Annotated in this window: 23 protein-coding genes and 1 tRNA gene; 6 read left to right on the plus strand and 18 right to left on the minus strand. The window is 64.1% G+C overall.

The window, feature by feature from the left end; all coding sequences use genetic code 11:
* Nucleotides 1-17 precede the first annotated feature (17 nt).
* The 4 genes from HY019_RS17990 to HY019_RS18005 form a co-directional block, all read right to left on the minus strand.
* Nucleotides 18-803, minus strand: coding sequence for a hypothetical protein (locus HY019_RS17990; protein WP_290694814.1), 786 nt, complete (start codon nt 801-803; stop codon nt 18-20).
* 129 nt (nt 804-932) lie between these two features.
* Entirely contained in the window at nt 933-2,486 is a 1,554-nt protein-coding gene (locus HY019_RS17995; RefSeq protein ID WP_290694816.1) for a cryptochrome/photolyase family protein, read from the minus strand.
* Entirely contained in the window at nt 2,483-2,647 is a 165-nt protein-coding gene (locus tag HY019_RS18000; RefSeq protein ID WP_290694817.1) for a DUF2256 domain-containing protein, read from the minus strand. Before HY019_RS18000 ends, HY019_RS17995 begins: the two co-directional genes overlap by 4 nt.
* Entirely contained in the window at nt 2,648-4,294 is a 1,647-nt protein-coding gene (locus HY019_RS18005) for an FAD-binding domain-containing protein (protein ID WP_290694819.1), read from the minus strand.
* Nucleotides 4,295-4,468: 174 nt separating this feature from the next.
* On the opposite strand from HY019_RS18005, the gene parC reads away from it, so the two are divergent.
* Nucleotides 4,469-6,793 carry a DNA topoisomerase IV subunit A gene (gene parC, locus HY019_RS18010; RefSeq protein ID WP_290694820.1) on the plus strand — a complete coding sequence of 775 codons (2,325 nt, stop codon included), beginning with the start codon at nt 4,469-4,471 and terminating at the stop codon, nt 6,791-6,793.
* A gap of 17 nt (nt 6,794-6,810) precedes the next feature.
* Here the strand turns inward: parC and HY019_RS18015 are convergent, their stop codons facing one another.
* Nucleotides 6,811-7,434: a DUF4405 domain-containing protein gene (locus tag HY019_RS18015; RefSeq protein WP_363302792.1), complete on the minus strand. Its 624-nt coding sequence runs from the start codon at nt 7,432-7,434 to the stop codon at nt 6,811-6,813.
* Between the two features lie 146 nt (nt 7,435-7,580).
* Between HY019_RS18015 and HY019_RS18020 the strand changes: the two genes are divergently transcribed.
* On the plus strand, nt 7,581-8,402 hold the full coding sequence (locus HY019_RS18020) for an NAD(P)-dependent oxidoreductase (protein WP_290694823.1): 822 nt from the start codon (nt 7,581-7,583) through the stop codon (nt 8,400-8,402).
* Between the two features lie 25 nt (nt 8,403-8,427).
* Here HY019_RS18020 and HY019_RS18025 read toward each other — a convergent pair whose 3' ends face one another.
* Both HY019_RS18025 and HY019_RS18030 read right to left on the minus strand, forming a co-directional pair.
* The gene (locus HY019_RS18025) at nt 8,428-9,855 is read right to left on the minus strand and encodes a bifunctional serine/threonine-protein kinase/universal stress protein (RefSeq protein ID WP_290694824.1); all 1,428 of its coding nucleotides are present in this window, start codon (nt 9,853-9,855) and stop codon (nt 8,428-8,430) included.
* Between the two features lie 60 nt (nt 9,856-9,915).
* Nucleotides 9,916-10,659, minus strand: coding sequence for a metallophosphoesterase family protein (locus tag HY019_RS18030; RefSeq protein WP_290694825.1), 744 nt, complete (start codon nt 10,657-10,659; stop codon nt 9,916-9,918).
* Nucleotides 10,660-10,854: 195 nt separating this feature from the next.
* On the opposite strand from HY019_RS18030, the gene HY019_RS18035 reads away from it, so the two are divergent.
* Nucleotides 10,855-11,130 carry an H-NS family nucleoid-associated regulatory protein gene (locus tag HY019_RS18035; RefSeq protein WP_290694826.1) on the plus strand — a complete coding sequence of 92 codons (276 nt, stop codon included), beginning with the start codon at nt 10,855-10,857 and terminating at the stop codon, nt 11,128-11,130.
* Here the strand turns inward: HY019_RS18035 and HY019_RS18040 are convergent, their stop codons facing one another.
* The 10 genes from HY019_RS18040 to HY019_RS18085 form a co-directional block, all read right to left on the minus strand.
* The gene (locus tag HY019_RS18040) at nt 11,131-12,387 is read right to left on the minus strand and encodes a GGDEF domain-containing protein (protein ID WP_290694827.1); all 1,257 of its coding nucleotides are present in this window, start codon (nt 12,385-12,387) and stop codon (nt 11,131-11,133) included. It lies immediately after the preceding gene.
* 52 nt (nt 12,388-12,439) lie between these two features.
* Nucleotides 12,440-12,514: transfer RNA gene (locus tag HY019_RS18045), tRNA-Arg, on the minus strand.
* A gap of 16 nt (nt 12,515-12,530) precedes the next feature.
* A complete protein-coding gene (gene ureG, locus HY019_RS18050; protein WP_290694828.1) occupies nt 12,531-13,175 on the minus strand; it encodes an urease accessory protein UreG in 645 nt (214 codons plus the stop codon).
* Complete coding sequence (locus HY019_RS18055; RefSeq protein ID WP_290694829.1) at nt 13,172-13,939, minus strand: urease accessory UreF family protein; 768 nt, start codon at nt 13,937-13,939, stop codon at nt 13,172-13,174. The genes ureG and HY019_RS18055 overlap by 4 nt, the downstream gene beginning before the upstream one ends.
* Before the next feature lie 8 nt (nt 13,940-13,947).
* Nucleotides 13,948-14,676 (minus strand): urease accessory protein UreE, encoded by a 729-nt coding sequence (gene ureE, locus HY019_RS18060; protein ID WP_290694830.1) that lies wholly within the window; start codon nt 14,674-14,676, stop codon nt 13,948-13,950.
* 47 nt (nt 14,677-14,723) lie between these two features.
* Nucleotides 14,724-15,902 carry an acyltransferase gene (locus HY019_RS18065; RefSeq protein WP_290694831.1) on the minus strand — a complete coding sequence of 393 codons (1,179 nt, stop codon included), beginning with the start codon at nt 15,900-15,902 and terminating at the stop codon, nt 14,724-14,726.
* A gap of 94 nt (nt 15,903-15,996) precedes the next feature.
* Nucleotides 15,997-17,724: an urease subunit alpha gene (gene ureC, locus HY019_RS18070; RefSeq protein ID WP_290694832.1), complete on the minus strand. Its 1,728-nt coding sequence runs from the start codon at nt 17,722-17,724 to the stop codon at nt 15,997-15,999.
* 49 nt (nt 17,725-17,773) lie between these two features.
* Nucleotides 17,774-18,079 carry an urease subunit beta gene (locus HY019_RS18075; RefSeq protein WP_290694833.1) on the minus strand — a complete coding sequence of 102 codons (306 nt, stop codon included), beginning with the start codon at nt 18,077-18,079 and terminating at the stop codon, nt 17,774-17,776.
* Nucleotides 18,076-18,264 (minus strand): hypothetical protein, encoded by a 189-nt coding sequence (locus HY019_RS18080; RefSeq protein ID WP_290694834.1) that lies wholly within the window; start codon nt 18,262-18,264, stop codon nt 18,076-18,078. The genes HY019_RS18075 and HY019_RS18080 overlap by 4 nt, the downstream gene beginning before the upstream one ends.
* Nucleotides 18,265-18,342: 78 nt before the next feature.
* A complete protein-coding gene (locus tag HY019_RS18085; protein WP_035040143.1) occupies nt 18,343-18,645 on the minus strand; it encodes an urease subunit gamma in 303 nt (100 codons plus the stop codon).
* A 65-nt stretch (nt 18,646-18,710) separates the two neighbouring features.
* Between HY019_RS18085 and HY019_RS18090 the strand changes: the two genes are divergently transcribed.
* From HY019_RS18090 to HY019_RS18100, 3 genes are all read left to right on the plus strand, one after another.
* Complete coding sequence (locus HY019_RS18090) at nt 18,711-22,259, plus strand: ATP-binding protein (RefSeq protein WP_290694838.1); 3,549 nt, start codon at nt 18,711-18,713, stop codon at nt 22,257-22,259.
* 50 nt (nt 22,260-22,309) lie between these two features.
* A complete protein-coding gene (locus HY019_RS18095) occupies nt 22,310-23,269 on the plus strand; it encodes a response regulator transcription factor (protein WP_290694840.1) in 960 nt (319 codons plus the stop codon).
* Between the two features lie 97 nt (nt 23,270-23,366).
* Nucleotides 23,367-24,185: a PEP-CTERM sorting domain-containing protein gene (locus HY019_RS18100; protein ID WP_290694842.1), complete on the plus strand. Its 819-nt coding sequence runs from the start codon at nt 23,367-23,369 to the stop codon at nt 24,183-24,185.
* A gap of 24 nt (nt 24,186-24,209) precedes the next feature.
* Here the strand turns inward: HY019_RS18100 and HY019_RS18105 are convergent, their stop codons facing one another.
* On the minus strand, nt 24,210-24,731 hold the full coding sequence (locus tag HY019_RS18105; RefSeq protein ID WP_290694844.1) for an NUDIX domain-containing protein: 522 nt from the start codon (nt 24,729-24,731) through the stop codon (nt 24,210-24,212).
* Between the last annotated feature and the right edge of the window lie 21 nt (nt 24,732-24,752).

Raw genomic sequence — 24,752 nt, forward strand, 5'->3', positions numbered from 1 at the left:
CCTTGGCGCAAGCGCGTTCAGAGGCTGGACGCCGTCCGCTCGTTGAGCCTGACCCGCTCGCTCTTGACCCAGCCTCGCGTGGTCACATGGGTGATGGGGTGCGTGTAGCTCACGCGCGTCCAACCCGGCACATGGGCCAGGATCTGCACCTTGTCGCCACCCACGATGTGTTTGCCCATGAAGCAGGCCAGATCGGGTGCGAAGTGCAAGAGGCTGCGGCCGGGCAGGCCAACCACGCCTGAACCCGAGGGTTGCGGGCTGGCGCGCTTGGGTTCGGTGTCGCGGCAATGGGCCGCGTTGGCGGGATTGGTCGAACTGGCCGTGTTGGCCAATTTGGGGGCATTGGCCGCATCGGCAGCAGGCTGCGCGCGCACCCCCGCCGTCGGTGGGTTCATGTCCATCTCTTTGAGCGCCGCAGCCAGATGGGTGTCGGGCGAGCGGTGCTCACAGGCGGCCACGATCGACTGGTTCTGCCCCATGACGAGGTGTTCTGCGCGTTCGACCGCCCAGCGCGAGCCCCGTTTCTGGAACAAGACCCGCTTGAGTTGCAACTGGCCATCCTGGATCAACAGGTCGCCGTTCGCACCTCTTGCCGCAGCGCAGACTTTGGCCTGCGCGCCGTCGACCCAGGCCAGGCTGAAGCTGAGCCGCGAGTCGCTGGGCAAGCCGTCCACCTGTGCGTCACGCGCCAGGCTGACAAGCGATGCCCGAACGGGGTCTGCCGCATTCAGTTCGCGTGCGTGGGCGGTGAGGGGGCCAACACACAGCAGGCTGGCCATCACGAGGGTGAGCTGACGTGACATGCTTGCAGGACGGCGCCGTACGCGTCGTCAAAAGAGTATGGGAACTTGCAAGATAGCGCGAAGCCAGCAACGCCATGTCCATAGTCGAGAGGGCTATCCCGCCCTTTTCGTTCGATCGCAAGCTAGTGATCACAAGGTGTCCACGCGCGCTTGAAGGTCCTTTGCCTTGGTTTGAATGGCGGCAATGGCTTCAGGTGTCATCTTGTCAATCTGCTTGTAGACCATGCCAATACGCGGGTTGTGTCTCAGCAAGGGGGCGTGGCGGATGTGAAAGTCCCAGTACAGGGCATTGAAGGGGCAGGCCCTCTCGCCGAGCCGTTCCTTCTTCTGGTAGTGGCAGCCTGCACAATGATCGCCCATGCGATCCAGGTAGGCTGCAGCCGAAACGTAGGGCTTGGTCGCCAGCAGGCCGCCGTCCGCGAACTGGCTCATCCCCAGGGTATTGGGTAGCTCGACCCACTCGAAGGCATCGATGTACACGCCCAGGTACCACCGATGTACGGCTTGTGGGTTCACACCCACCAGCAAGGCGAAGTTGCCGATCACCATCAAGCGCTGAATGTGGTGGGCGTAGGCCTGCTCCAGTGACTGGCCGATGGCTTGCGCCATGCAGGCCATTCTGGTCTCTCCAGTCCAGAACCAGGCGGGCAAAGGACCTTGGTGTGCCAGTTTGTTGTGTTGCGCGTAGCCCGGCATGTGGGCCCAGTAGACGCCACGCACGTACTCGCGCCAGCCAAGAATCTGGCGGATGAATCCCTCGGCGGCAGCCAGGGGCGCATGGCCTTCGCGCCAGGCACCTTCAGCACGGGCGACCACCTCGCGTGGGCTCAGCATCTTCACGTTCAGGGCGAAAGACAGCAGCGAGTGGAAGAGCCGCCAGCTCTGTTGGCTGATGGCATCCTGAAACTGGCCGAAATGGGGCAATGCGTGCTGAATGAAGGCATCCAGATGCTGCAGGGCCTCGGCGCGGTTGAGTGGCCAGGCGAGTTGGCCGGCCCGCGGCTCACCGAAGCTGGCAACGCCACTGGCCACGATGGTTTGCCAAGGCGCCTGGTGATCATGTTGCTGACGCCAGTCCGTCGGTTCGGGCGGCGAGCCACGCCATGGCTGGCGGTTGTCGTGGTCGAAGTTCCATTGGCCCCCGACGGGTTTGATGGGCGTTTCCATGAGCACACCATGCTGCCGCCGCATGTGTCGATAAAAGTGCTCCATGAGCCAGTTGCGGCGGCCCTCGAACAGCCTGGCTGCCTCATCGCGCTCTGTGTAGAAGTGGTGGCTGCCAACCATCTCGACGCACAGGCCCTGGCTGATCAGGCCATCGCGCCAGGCGGCGAGTTGCGCATCAAGCCGCCACTCGTCTGGTGCCTGGTATTGCACGGTGGTCGCGCCGCAATGGGTGATCAGCGCGTCGAGGTTGTCGGTGAGCGACTGGCGGTTGCTGGGCGAGTCGATGTTGATGTAGCGAACGCGGTGGCCGGCTTCGCGCAGTTGCCTGGCAAAGTCCCGCATGGCGGCAAAGATGGCCAGGATCTTCTGCGCATGATGCAGCACGTAGTCTGTTTCCTGGCGCACTTCCATGAGCACGTAGACGACGTCCTCGCTCACGTTTTCGAACCAGGGGTGAAGCGGGTTGAGCTGGTCGCCCAGGATGAGGCGCAGTGTTCGCGCGGGTGTTGGCGTCATGCTGTAGATCGTGCGGGCGAAGGCTTTTTGTTGAGGCGGCATCGCTCTGAGCAATAGCGGACCTCGTCCCATGTCTGGGCCCACTTCTTTCGCCATGCGAAGGGGCGCCCGCAGTGGAGGCAGGGCTTCTGTGGCAAATCGCCTTTCCTGATCATGCGCATTCAGAAATCCAGGTTGAGTTGAGGGCTGCACTGACCTGGCGTGTTCCTGTCTGGCTCTGGTCGGGCAGGGCTGGGTGAAGGGCGGGCTGAAGGGCGGGTTGACGGGCGTGCGCGAGCGCCTTCGCGTTTCATGCGCGAACCGTGCTTCTGAACGATCTCTCCCACGGCTGCCTTGATGTCGGGCCTGGCCCTCAGAGCGTGTACTTTGGCTTTGGCTACCCGTGTGGCGGCCGCCAGGTCGACCAGCGGCACGGGGACGTCCACGCCAACATGCACCCCGCAGCGCGCTTGCACCTCAGCCGGCATCCGCCAGGGCTCGAGCAGCCATTCAGGCGGTACCTGGCGCATGACGGGCAACCAACGCCTGACAAAGTGCCCTTGTGGGTCATGGTCCTGAGCCTGTTTGATGGGGTTGTAGACCCGCGTGGTGTTGATGCCGGTGGTGCCCGCTTGCATTTGCAACTGGCTCCAGTGGATGCCGGGTTCATAGTCCAGGAACTGCCGCGCCAGCCACTCACCTACAGGCCGCCAGTGCAGCCAAAGTGGGTAGGCCGCCACCGATACCAGCATGGCCCGCATGCGGAAATTGAGCCAGCCCGTCTGGCGCAGCATGGCTACGCAGGCATCCACGAGCGGCCAGCCCGTGCGCCCCTGTACCAGCGCCTCGAAATGAAGGGCATTGAAGTCGGGTTCGCGCAATTGGTCGTAGCCGCGGTGCAGGTTGCGCCATTCGAGCTCTGGCTCGCTCTCCAGCTTCTGGATGAAATGGCAGTGCCAGTGCAGGCGGCTCATGAAGGCCGTGAGGCCGGCGCGTTGGCGCGCAACCCATGGCAGCGGGGGCTCGTCTGCCAAAGCGCTCAACCGCGCCTGTGTCGCCTGCACCACCTCCCGGATGCTCAGGCAGCCATGGGCGAGATATGGCGAAAGCCGCGAGCAGGCCGTCGGGGCAGACAGCGGCGAGGAAATGCCGCCTCGGTACTGGCCGCAACGATCGAGCAGGAAATCATCCAGGATCCTCAGGGCGTTCCAGCGTCCTCCATGTTGGCGATCTGGTGGCTTGTGGGGCGCAAGTCCCAAACGTTCCGAACTGGGCCATTGCGCGGCAGGCAAGTGGCCCAGTCGATGGCGCAAGGCGTGCGTGCTGCTGGCGGTGTCAACCGGGAACGGCCGCGTGCCCAGTAGCGGCCTGTTCATGAACGCTTGCCAGTGCGGATGCCACAGGTCGCGGTCTTGAAGGCGGCGCACCACGCCAAATTGCGGCAGCTCCTGCCAGGGTACGCCGCAGGCGCGGCACCAGCGTCCCACGGCCACGTCCCTGGCATACGTGTAGGCGTTGCCCGTCTCCTCATGGGAGAACAGCGCATGGAAGGGCTCCGCCTGCCAGAGCCGCTCGAGCACGGCCGTGACGTCGCCCTGCATCACCCAGAGCTCGCCACCCAGATCCCTCAACGCGGCGTCCAGATCGGCCAGGCATTCGCGCACGAAGCCCCAGTGCTGCGCCGACGCGTCTGCCTGCTGCCAGAGACCGGGCTCGATCACATACAGGCAACGGACGGGGCCGTCAGCCGCGAATTGCTGTGCGGCACGCAGGGCGGCGTGGTCGGGCGTGCGCAGGTCACGCTTGAACCAGACGAGTGCAGTGGGCATGCCGCCATGTTGACGCTGCTTCGGTGGTGACAGGTGATCAAAAATGGCGTCAAAGCCGTGTCAAGGTATCTCTTCTCGCTTGTGGCCATTCGTGCTTGGGCATGGCGGGGGGAGGGGCTGGCACCCACTACACTCGGCACCGCAGATTTTGATTTCTGACCCAGATTTTTTGCGATGACCCAACAGACCATCGATTTCAACCCGCCGCCCACCGATGGCGGCGAATCCCTGACCCTGGCCCACTACGCCGAGCGGGCCTACCTCGAATATGCCCTGAGCGTGGTCAAGGGCCGCGCCTTGCCCGATGTGTGCGACGGCCAGAAACCTGTGCAGCGCCGCATCCTGTACGCGATGGACCGCATGGGCCTGAGCTTCTCTGGCAATGCCGGGCCCAAGCCCGTCAAGAGCGCCCGCGTGGTCGGTGACGTGCTGGGCCGCTATCACCCGCACGGCGACACCGCCGCCTACGACGCCATGGTGCGCATGGCGCAGGACTTCGCGCTGCGCTACCCCTTGATCGACGGCCAGGGCAACTTCGGCTCACGCGATGGCGACGGCGCTGCCGCGATGCGTTACACGGAAGCCCGCCTGGCGCCGATCTCGCGCTTGCTGCTCGATGAAATCGACATGGGCACGGTGGATTTCATCCCCAACTACGACGGCTCGACCGAAGAGCCCAGGCAGTTGCCGGCCCGCCTGCCTTTTGTACTTCTCAACGGCGCCAGCGGCATCGCCGTGGGCCTGGCCACCGAGATCCCCAGCCACAACCTGCGTGAAGTGGCCGCGGCCACCGTGGCCCTGATCAAGAACGATCGCCTGCCTGACGACGAACTGTTCGAGCTGATCCAAGGGCCCGACTTCCCGGGCGGTGGCCAGATCATCTCCAGCGCGCAGGACATCCAGGATGCCTACCGCAGCGGCCGCGGCAGCCTGAAGGTGCGCGCCCGCTGGAAGATCGAAGACCTGGCGCGTGGCCAGTGGCAGCTGGTCGTGACCGAGTTGCCGCACGGCACCAGCACGCAGAAGGTGCTTGAAGAAATCGAAGAGCTGATCAATCCCAAGGTCAAGGCCGGCAAAAAGGCGCTGACCGCTGAACAGCTTCAAGTGAAGACGGCCGTCCTGTCCGTGCTGGACACCGTTCGCGATGAGTCGAACAAAGATGCCCATGTGCGCATCGTGATCGAGCCCAAGACCCGCACGATCGATCAGCAAGACCTGATCACCACCTTGCTGGCCCACACCAGCCTGGAGACCTCGTCGTCCATCAACATGACGATGGTGGGCGCCGATGGCAAGCCCACGCAAAAGAGCCTGCGCCAGATGCTGGGCGAGTGGATCGGTTTCCGCATGGAGACGGTCACCCGCCGCACCAGGTTCCGCCTGGGCAAGGTGCTGGACCGCATCCACATCCTGGAAGGCCGCCAGCTTGTTCTGCTGAACATCGACGAGGTCATCCACATCATCCGCAACAGCGACGAGCCCAAGGCCGCGCTGATCGAGCGTTTCAAGCTCAGCGATCGCCAGGCCGAGGACATCCTGGAAATCCGCCTGCGTCAACTGGCGCGGCTGGAAGCGATCAAGATCGAGCAGGAGCTGGCCGAGCTCAAGGGCGAACAGGCCAAGCTCGAAGACATCCTGAACAACCCCGGCGTGCTCAAGCGCACCGTGATCAAGGAAATCGAAGCGGACGCCAAACAGTTTGGTGACGAGCGCCGCACGCTGATCCAGGCCGAGAAGCGCGCCGTGGCCGAGGTCAAGGTGGTGGACGAGCCGGTGACGGTGGTCATCAGCCTCAAGGGCTGGGTGCGTGCCCGGACCGGCCACGGCCATGACCCGGCGGGCTTTGCCTTCAAGGCAGGCGATGGCCTGTATGGCACCTTCGAGTGCCGCACCGTGGACCCGATGATCGTGGTGGGCAGCAACGGGCGTGTCTACAGCGTACCGGTGAGCGCGCTGCCGGGGGCACGCGGTGACGGTTCACCCATCACCACCATGATCGAGCTGGAGTCGGGCACCCAGCCCGTGCATTACCTGGCTGGCAGCACCGAGCAGACGCTCTTGTTCGCCAACACGGGGGGCTTTGGCTTGCTGGCCAAGTTGGGCGACCTCATCACCCGCCAGAAGGGCGGCAAGGGCTTCCTGACGCTGGACGAAGGTGACCTCGTGTTGCCGCCGGTGCTGGTGCAGCCCGGTCACACGCAGGTGGCCTGCCTGGCACAAGGCGGGCGCATGCTGGTATTCGGCCTGGATGAGCTCAAGCTGCAATCCAATGGTGGACGCGGCTTGACGCTGATGGAAGTCGATGCCAAGAAGGACCCGCTGATCTCCGTGGCCACCGTGCACAACGGCGTCAAGGTGATCGGCTCAGGCCGAGGCGGCAGGGCCAAGGAAGAGGACGTGCGCAACTCGGCGTACACGGCCCACATTGGCAAGCGGGCCCGCAAGGGCAAGGCCGTGGACGCCTTCCAGAAGGTGATGCGCGTGCTGCCGCTGGCCTGATAGGCGCAGTTCAAGCCTCAGCGAAAGACCACGGCCAGGGCCTTGAACTGATTGGCCTGCTCTGGCCCGGTCACGCTGATCAGGCTCTGGTTGGGGGATTCGATCACGAAGCCCGCCTTCTGCAGCTCGGCCAACAGGGCCTGCGGCGTCTGGTGGGCCAGCGGCGCGATGTCGCTGATCGGTGCGTTCAGCACGGCCATGGTGGCGCGCCGCCCGGGGTTGCCACCTTTGCCGCCTTTGTCCTCCTGGATGAAGAAGGAGGCCGCCAGGATCAGCACGAACACGGCCATGATGGCCAGCGCCGCGGGCTTGGCGAAATAGCGTTTGAACGAGCTGACATTGGCAACAGCGTGCGCGCCGACGCCCGCCACCATGGCCCAGCCCAGCCATTCGTGCACTTCCTTGTTGAGGCCCATGTCGGCGTGGAAGAACATCAGGATGCCGGTGGTGGCCATCAGGATGAAGGCGCCGATGGTGAGGGGCGTGGCCCAGTCGCGAGAGATCTGCATGGTGTTCGTTCCAGGCGGAAGCGGAACCGTGTTTGTTGAGGTCCAACCAGTGTGCGACGCGATTGTTGCCCGTTTGTTGAGCCAGGCCTGCCGGGTTTGAGCAAGCTCAAGTTCGTGCGCCTTTTGACGCACAAGCCCGGCATGGTTGGGCGCTTGACGTATCGGTCAAGCAGGGCAGGTGGGTGTGGCGCCAGGCAAGCTGGAAAACGCCAGCATGGTGGCATGGTGGGCCTGGGTTAGGCTCTGTGGCCACAGGCCATTGACGACCAGGAGCCCCCATGACATCCCTTGCAGGCAAGACACTTTTCATCACTGGCGCCAGCCGCGGCATTGGCAAGGCCATTGCCCTGTGTGCCGCGCGCGACGGCGCCAACATCGTGGTGGCGGCCAAGACGGCCGAGCCCGATCCCCGCCTGCCGGGCACGATCTTTTCTGCGGCAGAAGAAATCGTGGCAGCGGGTGGCAAGGCCTTGCCCCTGATGCTGGACGTGCGTGACGAGGACCAGGTGCGCGAGGTGGTGGCCAAGGCCGCTGCGCACTTTGGCGGCATCGACATCCTGGTCAACAACGCCAGTGCCATCAACCTCACCAAGACACCCGAGACCGCGGCCAAGCGCTATGACCTGATGATGGACATCAATGTGCGTGGCACCTTCATGTGTTCGCAGGCCTGCCTGCCGCACCTGGAGAAAGCCGCCAACCCGCACATCCTGGTGCTGTCTCCGCCCATCAGCCTGCAGGCCAAGTGGTTCGAGTCACATGCGGCTTACACGGTGTCCAAGTTCAGCATGAGCATGATCGCTTTCGGGCTGGCCGCCGAGCTGCGCGCCAAGGGCATCGCCGTCAACGCACTGTGGCCGCGCACGCTCATTGCCACGTCGGCCTTGAACGTCGCGGGCTCGCAACTGGGTACGCTGGGGCGCACGCCCGAGATCATGGCGGACGCCGCCTACCTGATCCTCACCCGCGCCAGCCGTGAGGCCACGGGCCAGTTCTATCTGGACGAGCAGGTTTTGCGCGACGCCGGTGTGACGGACTTCGACCGCTATCTGGTGACCCCAGGCAGCACGCCCATGATCGACCTGTACGTCGAGCCCTGAGCGCCCCGAGCCCTGGCCCCGTGCGCTAGACCCGCACCACGGTGACCGAGCACTCGGCCTCGGCCACCACCTGTGCGCTCACGCTGCCCAGATAGCGCCGCAGCGCCGAGTTGCCGCGTGCGCCCATCACGATGTGATCGACCTGGTTCTTGTTGGCGAACTCGACCAACGCATGGGCCGTGTCCGTGGCCTCCAGCACGTGGAAGGTCAGGCGGTGCTCGTCCAGTTGCAACTGCTGTTGCAGCGGCCGGGCCCAGTGCTTGATGGTCACCAGTTGCTGCACATGCAGGCTGTTGCCTTCCTCGTCCATGAGCTTGTCCATGCCCACGCGGTTGATCTTCATGACGCTGACGCAGGCCAGGCGCGCACCCGGCTCGATCTGCATGATGCGCCGCACCGTGGCCAGCAGCTTCTTGTCCAGCTCGGGCGTACTGGCCTTGGTCGCGATGGCCACCATGATGATGGGGCTGTGCTCGACGTGCTGGGTGGCATTGGCCTGGGCCTCGGGTTCGGCGCCCATGGCCTTGAACCAGCGTTTGAGGTTGCTGATGCTGCCTCTGGGGGCGGTGTGCTCGGCCCGTTTGGTCAAGGGGATCTGGTCAGGGTGTTGCAGGTCCAGTGCCAACTGGGCACCCGTCTGGTAGCGCTTGGCCGGGTCCACTTCCAGGCAGCGCATGATCACTTCCTGCAGCCAGGGCGGCGTGTCGGGGCGGTGGGCCCGCGGCGGCACCGCGTCGGTATACAGGCGCTTGCGCAGGCCTGACACGCTGGTCGGGTTGCCAAAGGGCCGCTCGCCCGTGGTGAGGTGGTAGAGCATCACGCCCAGCGCAAACAGGTCGCTGCGCGGGTCGTTGCGAATGAACTGCACCTGCTCGGGCGACATATACGGCCCTGTGCCCATGGGCAGCGAGAACTCTTCTTCCAGCAGATCAGGCAGTTGTGCATGGCTGGACAAGCCAAAGTCCACCAGCACGGCTTCGCCCGTGTCACGGAACATGATGTTGCTGGGTTTGACGTCCAGGTGCACCAGGTGCTGTTTGTGCAGCTCATGCAGCGCGAAGGCCACGCGCTGACCGATGTCGGCCACCTCATCAAAAGGCAAGGGCGCCTTGTCCAACCGGGGGCGCAGTGATTCGCCCTGGATGCGCTCCATCACGATATACGGCTGCTGGATGAAGTCCCCTTTGGTCACGAAGCGCGGCACATGGGGCCCGCTGAGCATGGGCATCACCATCTGCTCGACCTCGAAGCCCACGATGGTGGCCGGGTCCTCGCCGCCCTTGATGCGCGGGATCTTCATGATCAGGGGCGTGTGCGGGGCGCCTGGCTCAGCGGGCGCGCCTTGCAGCGCTTCCACGTCCCACAAGGTCGCCATGCCACCCACGTGCAGCTTGTCTTTCAGCCTGTACTGATCGATCACTTCGCCGGCTTGCAGTTTTCCAGGTGGCGTCATCGGCTGGTCCTTGTTCTGCTGATTTGGTGAAGCGGTGATGCGGTGGCCGTGATGAAGGCGCTAACGCCCGTCGCGCAGGCGCTGCGCCAGGAACATGGGCAGGCCCGCATCGATGATGCGTTGCGCTGCCCGTTCATGGTCATAAGGCACGCGGTGGAAGGTCAGCTGCTTGCTGCCGGTGTCGAACATGGCGTAGCAGGCGGCGGGGTTGCCGTCTCGTGGCTGCCCGACCGAGCCAGGTATGGCCAGCCAGCGCCGCATGGGCGACAGGATGATGGGCGTGCCATCCACCGGTGAGAACTCACCAGACTTGCCCGCCGCCGAGAGGTGGTACAGGCAGGGCTGGTGCATGTGCCCGCAAAACACGAAGGGGTGCGCGCTGACCTGCATGCTGCGCACGGCCTCCATGCGGCCATCCAGATAGCCCCATTGCGAAGGCGCGTGCAGGTTGGCGTGCGCAAACTGGCAGTCATCCAGTTCGGCCACGAGGGGCAAAGATTCAATGAAGGCGACGTGGGCAGAACTCAACTGCTGCCGTGTCCAGACCAGGGACTCCTGCACGTGCTCGCCCATGTTGTGCGAGCCTTCGTGGCGGATGGCGTCGTCGTGGTTGCCCTTCAGCGCAATGGCGCCTTCCTGGACCCTTTGCTGCACGAAGTCGAGCACCCAGACCGGGTCGGCGCCGTAGTCCACGTAGTCACCCAGCAACACGGTGCGTTCGCAGCCCTGTTGGGTGGCGTGCTCCCAGACAGCTTCCGTGGCTTGTCGGTTGGCGTGCAGGTCGGACAGGATCGCGAGTTTCATGGGGACGGACTTCAGCTTGAACTCAGTTTAGGCCCGCAATCGCCCGGTATGCCATGAGGGGTATCGGGGCTTGCGCAATCAGCCATTTTCCGTGGATTTGTTGAAAACGCACGGCTGGGCAAATCGCCTGGCGGTTTGATACCATAGCCCGATACGGTCGCCCATCAGGTCGGGCTTGCCGACTCAAGAGACACGATGAGAACAGCAGAACAAGAAGCCGTGCTGCGGTCGGTGCGCAAGCTCGTCGCTTTCTGGCAAATCACGGCAGATGAACTATCTGGTATTCCTGAACCTGTAAAGGTCCAGGAACCGGTGCGCTTGCCGGTGTTGAAATACCGTCATCCCCGTACCGGTGAAACCTGGGATGGTGAGGGTGCCCAGCCGCCGTGGCTGCGCGAGGCCTTGACCCGCCAGGGTTACACCGTCGAAGAGCTGCGCATGCCCCAGAGCGAAAGCCCGTCCGAGGCCTGATCAGGCCGCCACACTCAATTCACGCGGCTCACCCGGGGCGTCGCTCGCTTCAGGGGTGGCGTGCACATGGGGTATCACCCGCCCGCGGCCAGCCCGCTTGGCCTGGTACAAGGCAGCGTCTGCTTGCTGGACCAGCGCCTGCGCCTGGTCGTCCGAGCCAGGCTGCCAGGTGGCCACCCCGATGCTGCAGCTCAACATCGCGGCGCGCTCGTCCTGGCTGACATAGGTCTGCTTGATCTGATCGAGCATGGCTTGCGCGACCTGCATGGCGCCATCGGGGGCCGTGTTGGGCATCAGCACCACGAACTCTTCGCCCCCATAGCGGGCCACCATGTCGGTGGGGCGCCTGAGCACCGCGCTGAGCCCTTGCGCTGCAGCTTGCAGGCACAGGTCGCCAAAGGGGTGGCCATGGCTGTCGTTGATGTGTTTGAAGTAGTCCAGATCGACCATGGCAATGGACAGCGGTTCGTGACGCCGGCGCGCGTCTCGCCAGGCGACGGTCAGGCTTTCCTGGAATTTGAGCCGGTTGGGCACGCGCGTAAGGGCGTCGGTACGGCTGAGTGTTTCCAGCTCGCGGGCCCGCTGCTCCAGCATGGCTTGCGAGCGCTGCCGGGCCCAGTATTCGCGCCCCACCATTCTGGAAATGCCCAGCGAGTAGGCAAAGAAGATGGCGCTCAGGCCTGCGATGGCCAGGTCAACCGACCCACCACGCGGCAGGAGCGCCAGCACGCTGGGCCCCAGTGTGCAAAGGGGGTAGAGCAAGGGCAGCACCGAGTCAATGGCCACGATGACCGTGCCGCCCGCGGTGATGCCCACGGTGCTCATGAGCATCAGCCAGCGCAGGGTCTCCGCATCAGGGGCGACCAGGATGACGGCGCACAGCGTGCCCCAGTAGGCGTTGTAGAGCAGCGAGAAGGCCCGGAACAGCCTTTGCGCGCGATGGAAGTCGCGCTCCATGGCCCGTTTGAGGCCGCTGTTGTAGATCAGCCTGATCGCGCTGGCCAGGAAGAGGGCCACGCCATGGGCGATGGCAAAGCTGGTGTGAAGGGCGGCGTAGTTGTCGACCTGCATCAGGACCACCCATACAGCGGGGTAGAGCAGCAGGCCGTTGCGCATGCGGTGGACGGCATCCAGCACGCATTGCTTCTGGTAGGACAGCGGCACGTGCGTGCGCGCAACCAGCGCTTCGGCGTCGTCGGATGTGTGGGTGTCGTTGGAAACCATGTTGGCGTAGCCTCGAAAAACGTCAGGCCACATCCGAAGCGCCTTGACGGTCACATGGTTTTCGGACAAATCCGTGCCAACTTGATGGTCCCCCCGACAGGAATCGAACCTGTATTTGCCGCTTAGGAGGCGGCCGTTCTATCCATTGAACTACGGGGAGCGCATGGCAGGCGGCATTATGCCTTGAGCATGCCCTTGGTTTCGATGAAGCCGATGACCTCCTGCAGGCCCTGTTGCGTCTTGAGGTTGGTCATCACGAAGGGGCGCGTTGGCCGCATGCGTTTGGTGTCGGCTTCCATGACATCCAGGTTGGCGCCCACATAAGGGGCCAGGTCCGTCTTGTTGATGACGAACAGGTCGCTCTTGGTGATGCCGGGGCCGCCTTTGCGCGGGATTTTTTCGCCGGCCGCCACGTCGATCACATAGATGGTCAGGTCGCTCAACTCGGGGCTGAAGGTGGCGGCCAGGTTGTCCCCGCCGGATTCGATGAACACGATGTCCGCATTGGGGAACTTGCCCAGCATGCGGTCCACGGCTTCCAGGTTGATGGAGGCGTCTTCACGGATGGCGGTGTGCGGGCAGCCACCGGTCTCCACGCCCATGATGCGTTCGGGGTCGAGCGCGCCGGCCACGGTCAGCAGGCGCTGGTCTTCCTTGGTGTAGATGTCGTTGGTGACGACGATCAGGTCGTAGGTGTTGCGCATGGCCTTGCACAGCATTTCTACCAGGGTGGTCTTGCCGGAGCCGACGGGGCCGCCTACGCCCACGCGCAATGGGGGCAGTTTCTTGGTGCGGCCGGGGATGTTGTGCAGGTTGCTCATGATCGGAACAGGCGTGAGTACTGGGTTTCATGCTGGGCGCTGAGGATGGCCAGCATGGGGGTGAAGGCCTGGCGTTGCGTGTCGGGCAAGGCCAGGGCGTGGTCGATGGCAGCCGGGATCTGGTCGATCAGGGCTTGCAGGATGCGTTGGCCGGCGCTTTGGCCCAGCGGCACGGCCTTGATGGTGGCCTGGACCATGTTCTCGGCCCAGCCGAAGCTGAAGCTCAGCAGGGCTTCGCGGACGGCGTCATGCCCGGTCTGGCGTGAGCCTGTGCCTGCATGGGCTGGCAGGCACTGAGCCACAGCCAGGGCGAAGGCCACCGGCCAGGTGGGGGCGGGGGGCAGGGCCGCACATTGGGCCAGACGCTGGTCGGCGCCTTGTTGCGAAGCATCACCGCTGCGGTTGCGCAACCACTCCACCAGCGAGCGGCCCATCTGTTCGGTTTGCAGGCGCAGTTCAGAGGTCTCGCGGGTCTGGACCACCCAGTCGTTCAACTCGGCCACGCGCGCCAGGTCATGGCGTTGCCAGGCGGGCACGGCTTTGGCCACCACGGCCAGATCGGCGCGCGCCAGGCTCAGGTGCAACTGGTCCTGCAGCCACAAGGCAGCCTGCGCCTCGTTGCTGACATGCCCTGATTCAACGGCGGCTTCCAGGCCCTCTGAATAGCTGAAGCCGCCTACGGGCAGGGCCGGTGAGGCCAGCCACATCAATTGCAGGCGCACTGCCTGGTTCAGCGGTTCAGGGCGAGGGACAACACGCGGCATGGGCGGGGTCAGTGCTTGTGGCCATGGCCATGATCGTCGTGATCATGGTTGCACCCGGGGCCATGCACATGCGGTGTGGCCGCTGCCTTGATGGCGATGCCGATGGGTTTGCCGCGCGCGGCGGCTGGGGCTGGCGTGGATGCCGCCGGGGTGTCGTGCTGGTGGCTGTGCGTATGGTCGTGCGTATGGCCGTGGTCATGCCCGCATCCCGGGCCATGCACGTGGCCCGGTTCACCGTGCGCGGGGTTGGTATGTGCGTGGGCGTGGCCATGATCGTGGCCGCCCGCCGCATAGGCGCCACCTTCCGGCTCGAAGGCCGCTTGCGTTTCCTGGACGGTCAGGTGCATGGCGCGCAGCATGTCGGCCAGCACATGGTCCGGCTCGATCTTCAGGTGGTCGGGTTGCAGCTCGATCTGCACATGGCGGTTGCCCAGGTGGTAGGCCGCTCGCACCAGGTCAAAGGCGCTGCCGTGGTCTGCGCAAGGCGTGATGACCAGCACCTGCTGCGGTGCTGCTTGCACGCGGATCATGGAACCGTCTTCGGCCACCAGCACGTCGCCACCCCTGACCACGGTGCCGCGTGGCAGAAACACGCCCAGCGTGCGCCCATGGCTGTCGGTGGCATCAAAGCGGCTTTTCTGGCGCACGTCCCAGTCCAGCTCGACCGTGGCGGCACGCTTGAGCAGTACGGGGGCCAGGCCCTGGCCTTGAGGGAGCAGTTTGTTGACAGTGAGCATGGGTCCGCGTGTCGAGTTGTTCGTGACAGCGCGGATTGTCGCGCTGATCAGGGGTTGGGGATGCGCCGGCTCCATTCATGGCTGGGTTGTTCGATGAACCGGAAGAACAGATCGGCGATCAACAGTGACAACAGCGAGCCAGCCAGCATCTCGAGCAAAGCCTGTTCCCCTGACGAATGCAGATGCAAGGGGTGTACCAGCATCAACCAGACCACTTGCAGCAGGGGCGCGTGAACGAGGTAGAGCGAGAAACTGCGTTCGCCGACAAACCGCAGCATGCGCCTTGGCCAGATCTTGCTGACCAGCGCAAAAAGGCCGATCTGCCGGCCGTAGAGCAACACGAGCAGGGTGGTCAGGCCGACGAAGAAGCTGGAGATGGGGTCGGCCACGTGCCCGTGATAGCGCATGCATTCGACGCCCCACCAGATGCCCATCAGGATCACGATCAGCCCCATGGCCAACCTGTCTGCCAGGGAGACTTCTCGCGCATCACTGCCTGGTTTGGGTGTGCCCAGGCGGGCGGCGCTGATGCCCATGGAGAACAGGGCCCAGTAGTAGGGCGATGAGCCGAACACGGAGGGGTTGCCCACATCCAGCTTGAAGCTCAGGCGCCAGAGCAGGTAGGCCACGACCGTGATGAAGGCCAGGGACTTCCAGGGCCCCAGGCGGTTCTGGATCCACAGCAGCAGTGGGAAGAGGAAGTAGAGCTGGTATTCAACCCCGATGGACCAATAGGGGTGGTTGAGCGTGATCGCATATTGCGGCCACCAGTTGTGGATCATGAGCAAATGGGTGAAGACGCTGCCGGTCGTCACGGGCAGGCTGTAATCCCAATGGGTGCCTGAGGGCGTGGACAGCCAGAAATGCAGCAGCAACAGGCTCATTGCGCATCCCGCAAAGTAGGGCACGAGCAGGCGAATGGATCTGCGTAATATGAAATTATGGAAATGGGCAATGCGGGTTGCACCGCGCAGGCCGAGCGTCAGGCAATAACCCGAAAGTACAAAGAAAATATCGACGCGAAACTGACCGTGGCCGAAAATGGCATGGGCGATGGCCCATAAGGTGTCTTGCACGCCGCTGGCGTCGATATTCAGCGCAGCATGGTGAAGCAAGACGTACATCGCGAGGAATCCGCGAACGTCGACCACCCAGTTCAGCCTTTGAGATAACGCTTTCGTGTTAACTCGCGGAGCCGATCCTGCAGATACTGCTGGTACTGCCATGCCTGAAAATATATTGAATAGCCGGAACTGGCGTAGCGGCGAGTCTAAGGCGAATGCCTTATTGGCGGTAATCAGGCACGAAGGTTGAAACGATTTAAAACAAAAAGTACCGCTGTGACATGGGCAAGGAGGTGGCGGGCTCACAAGTGAGCAATTGCCCGTCGGCGCGCACCTGGTAGGTTTGCGCGTCGATTTCCATCACGGGCATGTAGGCGTTGTGAACCATGTCGGCCTTCTTGACCGTGCGGCAGCCCTTGACGCCGACCACCTGTTTCTTCAAGCCGTACTGGGCAGGCAGGCCCGCAGCAATGGCCGCCTGGCTCATGAAGGTCAGGGAGCTGCGCGACAAGGCCCCGCCGAATGCGCCAAACATCGGGCGGTAGTGCACGGGCTGGGGGGTGGGGATGGAGGCATTGGGGTCGCCCATGGCGGCGGCCGCGATGAAACCGCCCTTGAGGATGAGGCTGGGCTTGACGCCAAAAAAGCCGGGCTTCCACAAGACCAGATCAGCCCATTTGCCCTCTTCGACGCTGCCAACCTCGTGGGCCACGCCATGGGCCAGTGCGGGGTTGATGGTGTATTTGGCCACGTAGCGTTTGACGCGGGTGTTGTCGTGGCGGTCGGTGTCGCCAGGCAGCTTGCCGTGTTGGGCCTTCATCTTGTGGGCCGTCTGCCAGGTGCGCATGATGACTTCGCCCACGCGGCCCATGGCCTGCGAGTCGGAGCTGAACATGCTGATGGCGCCCAGGTCGTGCAGGATGTCTTCGGCGGCGATGGTCTCGCGGCGGATGCGGCTCTCGGCAAAGGCCAGGTCTTCGGCGATCGAGGCGTCCAGGTGGTGGCACACCATGAGCATGTCGAGGTGCTCGTCAATGGTGTTGACGGTGAAGGGGCGCGTCGGGTTGGTGGAGGAGGGCAGCACATTGGGCTCGCCGACGACCTTCATGATGTCCGGCGCATGGCCGCCGCCCGCACCCTCGGTGTGGAAGCTGTGGATGGTGCGGCCCTTGAAGGCGGCCACGGTGTCTTCCACGAAGCCCGATTCGTTGAGCGTGTCCGAGTGGATGGCCACCTGGATGTCGGCCTCTTCGGCCACGCTCAGGCAGGTGTCGATGGCCGCGGGCGTGGTGCCCCAGTCTTCATGCAGCTTCAGGCCGATCACGCCGGCATGGACCTGCTGGTGCAGCGCCTGGGGCTGGCTGGCGTTGCCCTTGCCGAGGAAGCCCAGGTTCATCGGGAAGGCCTCGGCGGCCTTGAGCATCATGGCGATGTTGTCCGGGCCAGGCGTGCAGGTGGTGGCAAAGGTGCCGGTGGCCGGGCCCGTGCCGCCGCCGATCATGGTGGTCACGCCGCTGTTGAGGGCTTCTTCGATCTGCTGCGGGCAGATGAAGTGGATGTGGGTGTCGATGCCACCGGCTGTGACGATCATGCCCTCGGCGGCGATGATCTCGGTGCCTGGGCCGATGACGATGTCCACGCCCGGTTGCACGTCCGGGTTGCCGGCCTTGCCGATCTTGACGATGCGGCCAGCCTTGATGCCGATGTCGGCCTTGACGATGCCCCAGTGGTCCAGGATCAGGGCGTTGGTCAGCACGCAGTCGAAGGCCTCCATGGCGCCGGGGCCGTTGGGCACCTGGCTTTGGCCCATGCCGTCACGGATGGTCTTGCCGCCACCGAACTTGACTTCTTCACCGTAGCCGCCGGCGCGCAGCGTCAGGTCTTGCTCGACCTCGATGACCAGGTTGGTATCGGCCAGGCGCAAACGGTCGCCAACTGTCGGGCCGAACATCTCGGCATAGGCGCGTCGCTGGATGCTTGCCATCTTGCAGGTCCTTGTTTGATGCTTGCTAATGCTGGTGAAGGGGGCTCGTTCAGAGCTTGCCTTGCGTCAGGCCTCGAAAGCCATAGACCACCCGATCGCCGGCATAGTCCACCAGCTCCACCGTGCGTTGCTGGCCTGGCTCGAAACGCACCGCCGTGCCGGAGGCGATGTTCAGGCGCATGCCGCGCGCTGCGGCGCGGTCAAAGCGCAAGGCGCCGTTGGTTTCGGCAAAGTGGTAATGCGAGCCGACCTGGATGGGGCGGTCGCCGGCGTTTTCAACCACCAGCGTGATGGCGCGCCTGCCCGGGTTGATGGGCAGATCAGGGCCATCGGTGATGAGCTCGCCCGGGATCATTTGCGCCCCCGCATCCAGACCACACCCGCGACCAACAGGCCCACGGCCACGAAGCCAAACAAGTCCGTGCCATGCCAGTGACTGAAGCCCGGCAAGCCATGGCCCTCGTGCGCCAGCGCCGGGGCGTGGTTCAGGGCTGTGCCCAACATCAGTGCCAAGGTTTGAATGAGTTTGGTGCGTGTCATGGTTGGGAGCTGCTTGGGTTGGAAGGTCAGGCGCGGGTCATTCCAAAGTGATTGCTAAATTGGTGCGCCACGCGGTGTTCATGCAATAGGTTGGTGCACGGTCACCAACTTGGTGCCATCTGGGAAGGTGGCCTCAACCTGGATGTCCGGGATCATGTCGGCCACGCCTTCCATGACCTGCTCGCGGGTGAGCACGGTCTTGCCCTCGCTCATCAGGGAGGCCACGCTCTTGCCGTCACGTGCGCCCTCCATGATGAAGGCCGTGATCAGGGCCACGGCCTCGGGGTAATTGAGCTTGAGCCCACGGGCCATGCGGCGCTCGGCCAGCAAGGCGGCGGTGAAGATCAGCAGCTTGTCTTTTTCGCGAGGGGTGAGTTCCATCGGGTGTCTCGGGGTGAAGGCTTCGGCATCGAAATTGCGATGTCAGGCACAGACGAATCCACACTATGCAAGAGCCAGACCAAAACCGTCCAGCCCAACCCGCCAGCGAAGCCTTGCAGCGGGTGGTCAAGGTGCGTCGTGACTACAACACCTGGGTGGCGTCCGAAACCCTGGAGGATTACGCCTTGCGCTTCACGCCGCGCTCGGCCCGGCGCTGGACGGACTGGCGGGTGGCCAATACGGCTTTTGGTGCGGCGGCATTTTTGGTGCTGGAGGCTGTCGGCGCCACGCTGCTGGTCGACCACGGCTTCATCAACGCCTTCTGGGCCATCATGGCCACGGGGCTCATCATCTTGCTGGCAGGCTGGCCCATCAGCGTGTACGCCGCGCGCCATGGCCTGGACATGGACCTGTTGACACGCGGTGCGGGCTTTGGTTACATCGGCTCGACCATCACCTCGCTGATCTACGCCTCGTTCACCTTCATCTTCTTTGCGCTCGAAGCCGCGGTGATGGCCTACGCGCTGGAGCTGGCCTTCGACATCCCGCCAGCAAGGGGTTACCTGATCTGCGCCCTGGTGGTGGTGCCCTTGGTGACCCATGGCGTCACCATCATCAGCCGGCTGCAGTTGATCACCCAGCCCTTGTGGCTGCTGATGCTGATCTTGCCCTTTGTGTATGTGTTCAAGGAGCACCCCCACATCCTGCGTGACCTGGCCAGCTACGCGGGTCAGGATGGTGCGCACCAGGGCTTTGATCTGCTGTCCTTTGGCTCGGCCATGACCGTGGGCATCGCGCTGATCACCCAGATGGGCGAGCAGGCCGATTACCTGCGCTTCATGCCCGAAGCGCGCCCTGGGCACAAGGCGCGCTGGCTGGCCGCCGTGTTTGTGGGCGGGCCTGGCTGGGTCATCCCGGGTGTGCTGAAAATGCTGGGCGGCGCCTTGCTGGCCTACCTGGCCATCAGTTTTTCGGTGCCGGTGGACCGGGCACTGGACCCCAACCAGATGTACCTCGTGGCGTGGGAGACGATCTTCCCCCGCCAGTCCTGGGCGATTGCCGCGGTGGCTGTGTTCGTGGTGGTGTCGCAGCTCAAAATCAATGTGACCAACGCTTATGCGGGCTCGCTGGCCTGGTCGAACTTCTTTGCGCGGGTCACGCACAGCCATCCCGGCCGCGTGGTGTGGGTGGCGTTCAATGCCGTCATCGCCTTGTTGCTGATGGAGCTCAACCTGTTTCAGGCGCTGGGCAAGGTGCTGGGGCTGTACTCGAACATCGCCATTGCCTGGATCATGGCTGTCGTGGCCGACCTGGTCATCAACAAGCCCATGGGGTGGTCGCCCAAGGGCATCGAGTTCAAGCGCGCGCATCTGTATGACATCAACCCCGTGGGGGTGGGGGCCATGGGCCTGGCATCGCTGGTGTCGGTCATGGCCTATGTGGGCTGGCTGGGCGAGCTGGCCCAGGCCTTTTCCGCGGTGATTGCCATGGTGGTGGCTTTTGTCACCTCGCCCTTGATCGCCTGGGCCACTCAGGGGCGCTATTACCTGGCCAGGCCGCCACTGACGCAAACCCATGTGGGCAGACCGCCCTTTGTGCATGAGCCAGACCTGGAGGCCGCGGGGCAGCCGCTGAGCAAGGTCATCCGCCTGCGTGCGTTGCACAAGTGCACCGTGTGCGAGCGTGAATACGAGGCTGATGACGTCGCGCATTGCCCGGCCTACCAGGGCTTCATCTGCTCGCTGTGCTGCTCGCTGGATGCGCGTTGCCAGGATCTGTGCAAGCCTGACGCCCGATGGTCCGTTCAGTGGCGTGGCCTGGGGCGCCGCGTGATGCCTGCATTCATCTGGCGTCGCCTGGACACCGAGCTGGGGCAGTTCCTGTTGATCATGCTGGTGCTGGGGCCCTTGCTGGCGGGCGTGTTCGGCCTGGTTTATCAACAGCAGCTGCGCGATCTGGATGTGCTGGACCTGACCTCAACCGGCGCGGCCGCCGAGATGCTGCGTGCGGCGTTCACCAAGGTGTTCGCGGCGCTCCTGCTGGTGGTGGGGGTGGTGGCCTGGTGGGTGGTGCTCACGCACAAGAGCCGCCAAGTGGCGCAGGAAGAGTCCAACCGCCAGACGCATTTGCTGGTGCGCGAGATCGAGTCGCACCGCGTGACCGATGAAAAGCTGCAGCAGGCCAAGCAGACGGCCGAGCAGGCCAACCAGGCCAAGAGCCGCTACATCACCACCATCAGCCACGAGTTGCGCACGCCGCTGAACGGCATCCTGGGCTATGCGCAGCTGCTGGATGAAGACCAGGCCTTGCCCGAGCACGTCAAGCATGGGGTGGGGGTAATCAAACGTGGTGGAGACCACCTGCTGTCGCTCATCGAAGGCACGCTGGACATCGCCCGCATCGAAAGCGGCAAGCTCACGCTGGACGTCAAGCCGGTGCGCCTGGATGACCTCTTGAAGCAGATCACCGGCCTGATCGAACATGAGGCGAAGGCCAAGCACCTGCGCTTTGTGGCCGACCTCGACCCGGCCTTGCCCGAGGCCGTGCGCGCCGACGAGCGCCGGGTGCGCCAGATCCTGATCAATGTGCTGGGCAATGCCGTGAAGTTCACCTCTACCGGGCAGGTGACCTTCAAGGTGCGTTATGCCCGCGAGATCGCGCAGATCGACATCAGCGACACCGGCCCCGGGATCGCGCAGGACGAGCTGGACAAGGTCTTCGAGCCCTTCGCGCGCGGCTCATCGGCGGCGGGCAACTCGGCCAGCGGCACCGGGCTGGGCCTGACCATCAGCAAGATGCTCACCGACTTGATGGGGGGCGAGATGCAGGTGCAAAGCAGGCTGGGCCTGGGCACCACCTTCCGCATCCGCTTGTTCCTGCCCCAGGTGCGTGTGGCCGAGGCCATGCGCCACGTGCCGCGCGGTCAGCGCACTGGTTATGTGGGCGAGCGCCGTCGCATCTGGGTTGTGGACAACGAAGAGGCAGACCGCGGCCTGCTGGTGCGCATCCTGGAGCCGCTGGGCTTTGAGGTGACGCCGCTGGCCTCCGGTCTGGAATGCCTGACGCATTTGCGCGCCTGCCCGCCGCAGTTGATGCCGCACGCCTTGTTCATGGACCTGGCCATGCCGGGCCTGGATGGCTGGGCCACCTTGCGTGCGATCCGTGTGGCCGAACTCAGCGAGGCGCCGGCAGCCATCGTGTCGGCCAATGCGTTCGACAAGGCGCTGGACAACGACGTGGGCATCACGCCGGACGACTTCATCGTCAAGCCTGTGCGTGTGCCCGATCTGCTGGACTGGCTGGGGCGCAAGCTGGCGCTGCAGTGGATCGAGGTAGAGCGGGCCGTTGCGCCCACGGCTGGCGCCGACACCTCGGCCAATGATGAGGCCGCATCCAGCGCTTTGCCTTCTGTGGGCGCGTTGCGCAGCCTGGAAGACCAGATCCACGCGGGCTACATCCGCGGGGTGCACAAGGCGCTGGACCAGATCGCTGCCGCCGAGCCCCAATGCGAGGCCTTCGTGCAGCGCCTGCGTACCATGGCCAGGCAGTTCCAGCTGGATGCCATGGCGGCTTTGCTGAAGGAATCACTGCTGCAGGCACAATCCGGTGTTTGAAGCGGTGCATGAAGCGTGTCACAAGCCTCTGATTGATTGTTGCCCTCACCATGTTCGAGAGACTTGATCGCAGCCGCACCGATGTCGTGCTCATCGTTGATGATGTGCCGGACAACCTGTCGCTGCTGCACGATGCACTGGACGAAGCCGGCTACACGGTGCTGGTGGCCACGCATGGCGAGGCGGCGCTGCAGCGTGCCAGCCAGGCGGTGCCCGACATCATCCTGCTGGACGCGATCATGCCGGGCATCGACGGCTTCGAGGTGGCCAGGCGCCTGAAGGCCCAGCCCGAAACCAGCCACATTCCCATCATCTTCATGACAGGTTTGAGCGAGACCGAGCATGTGGTGGCCGCGTTCGCCGCCGGCAGCGTGGACTACGTGGTCAAGCCCATCCGGCCGCGTGAAGTGATGGCCCGCATCGAAGCCCACATGCAGGGCGCCCGCCAGGCCAGGCAGGCCCGCAACGCGCTGGACGCCTTTGGCCACGCCTCGCTGACCGTGCGGGTGAGCGATGGCCGCGTGCTGTGGCAGACCCCGCTGGCGCGCAAGCTGTTGCAACACTATTTCGACACGCCCGAGGCTGTGGCGCCGCTGGAGCTGGCGGCGTGGTTGAGCCAGGCGGTGCCCCGCTTGAGCAAGGACCTCGCTGAGGGGCAGGCGCCAGCGAGTGCCCCTGTGTGGGCCGTGAACCAGGCCGGGCGGCGCTTGAGCTTCACGCTGCACCAGCCCACGGGCGAGGACGAATGGCTGCTGGTCATGCAGGAAAGCTCGGACCAGGCCGCCATGGACGCGCTCAGCCAGGAGTTCAAGCTCACCGCCCGGGAGGGCGAGGTGCTGTACTGGGTGGTCAAGGGCAAGACCAACCGCGACATCGGGGACATCCTGGGCAGCAGCCCCGCCACAGTCAAGAAGCAGCTTGAGCACGTCTTTGCCAAGCTGGGCGTGGAGACGCGCACGGCGGCGGCCGGGCTGGCAATGAGCCGCGTGGGGCAGCTCAAGGTGCGTTGACATCGGTCAGTCCATCTGCTCGATAGGGCTCAGCCTGCTTGTCATGATTTGCCCCGTCAAATCAGTTGACCTCGTGTTTGTCCGATTATCTGAATGAATGGCGGCCATTAGCCTTTGCCTTCATCAAGCGACAAACAAGGGAAAAATCATGACTTTTCGTTTCAGGCAGGTCGTGGCCGTGTCCATGTTGGCCATGGGCGGGCTGGCTCAGGCAGCCTATGTGGATGTGCCGGCTGGCACCCCATCACCTTACGATGGCTTCACGTACCAAGGGGCACTCGCGCTGACCTACGGCGCCGATATCCTGGGCGCGTGGGACACGTTTCGTGTCTCGGTGTCGAGCTATGGGGCGGGTATGGTCACGGCGTCTCGGGACACCGACGGCTTCTTCGCTCAGATGTCCCAGACAGCCCCCATGAGCTCTGTGACGGTTGACAGCGGCACGGGTGCGCTGGCGCGCTACGACAGCGCAGGCGGTACGACCATCACTGTCCCGGCGCTCAAGAGTGTGACCAGCGGGGGCTCGTTCACCTTGACGGACCTGAGTGTGGACTTCAAGCAAAAGCAGGTCAACGCCACGATCATTGGCGCCAATGGCGTTGGCACGCTGACCAACTTCCATCTTTTGGATATTCAATCCATCACGCTTGTCGGCGCAGGGCAGGGGTGCCCCGCATTTGGCGACTGCGCCTACCCGAGGTTCACCGCATCCGGGTTGATCTTGACGGCCGAGGGTTACAACAAAATCTCGCAGTCATTGGGGCTGCAGCAGCTGGGGCGTGCCGCGATATGGGATCCGATTGATTTTGGTGTTCTCACAACCGTGGCCATACCGGAGCCCTCGACCTATACCCTGATGGGTGTCGGCCTGCTGGGCGTGTGGGGCGCTGCAAAAAGGCGGCGGGCGAGGCTATAGCGCGCAGGCTCCGGCCTTGCCTGCTCAAGAGAGTTTGGGCAGGTCCATCGCCACCGGTGCGTGGCCCTGCCTGATCAGCCAGTCACGCAGCGCCAGGCCCGTACTGGAGGGCCAGTACCGTGCCTTGGCCGGCTCGATGCGCTTGTAGTCCACCAGCTCCTCGTTGAGCACGATCTCGCCCTCAGCGGGCACGTGGTAGGCGATGATGATCTGGTTCAGGCGCGGGAAGGCGTAGTGGCCAATGAAGTTCACGCCCGTGGCTTGCAGGCCCAATTCTTCCTGCACCTCACGGGCCACGGCCTCTTCGGGGCTCGGGTCGGTCTTTTCCAGAAAGCCGGTGATCAGGGCGTAGAAGGGCACTGGCCAGGCACGGTTGCGCGCCAGGATGATGTGGCCTTCGTGCTCCACGACGGCCGCCACCACAGGGGTCGGGTTGTCCCAATGCACATAGCCGCAGGCGTCATCGGGGCAGGCCTGGCGGGACACGCCCTCATCCACTTTGGCTTGCAAGGGCTTGGCGCATTGGGGGCAATAATTGAATGCCATCTGACGATCTCTCCTTGAATG

Origin of the sequence: Aquabacterium sp., from assembly GCF_016195855.1 — a bacterium.
In the GTDB taxonomy this organism is placed as follows: Bacteria; Pseudomonadota; Gammaproteobacteria; order Burkholderiales; family Burkholderiaceae_C; genus Aquabacterium.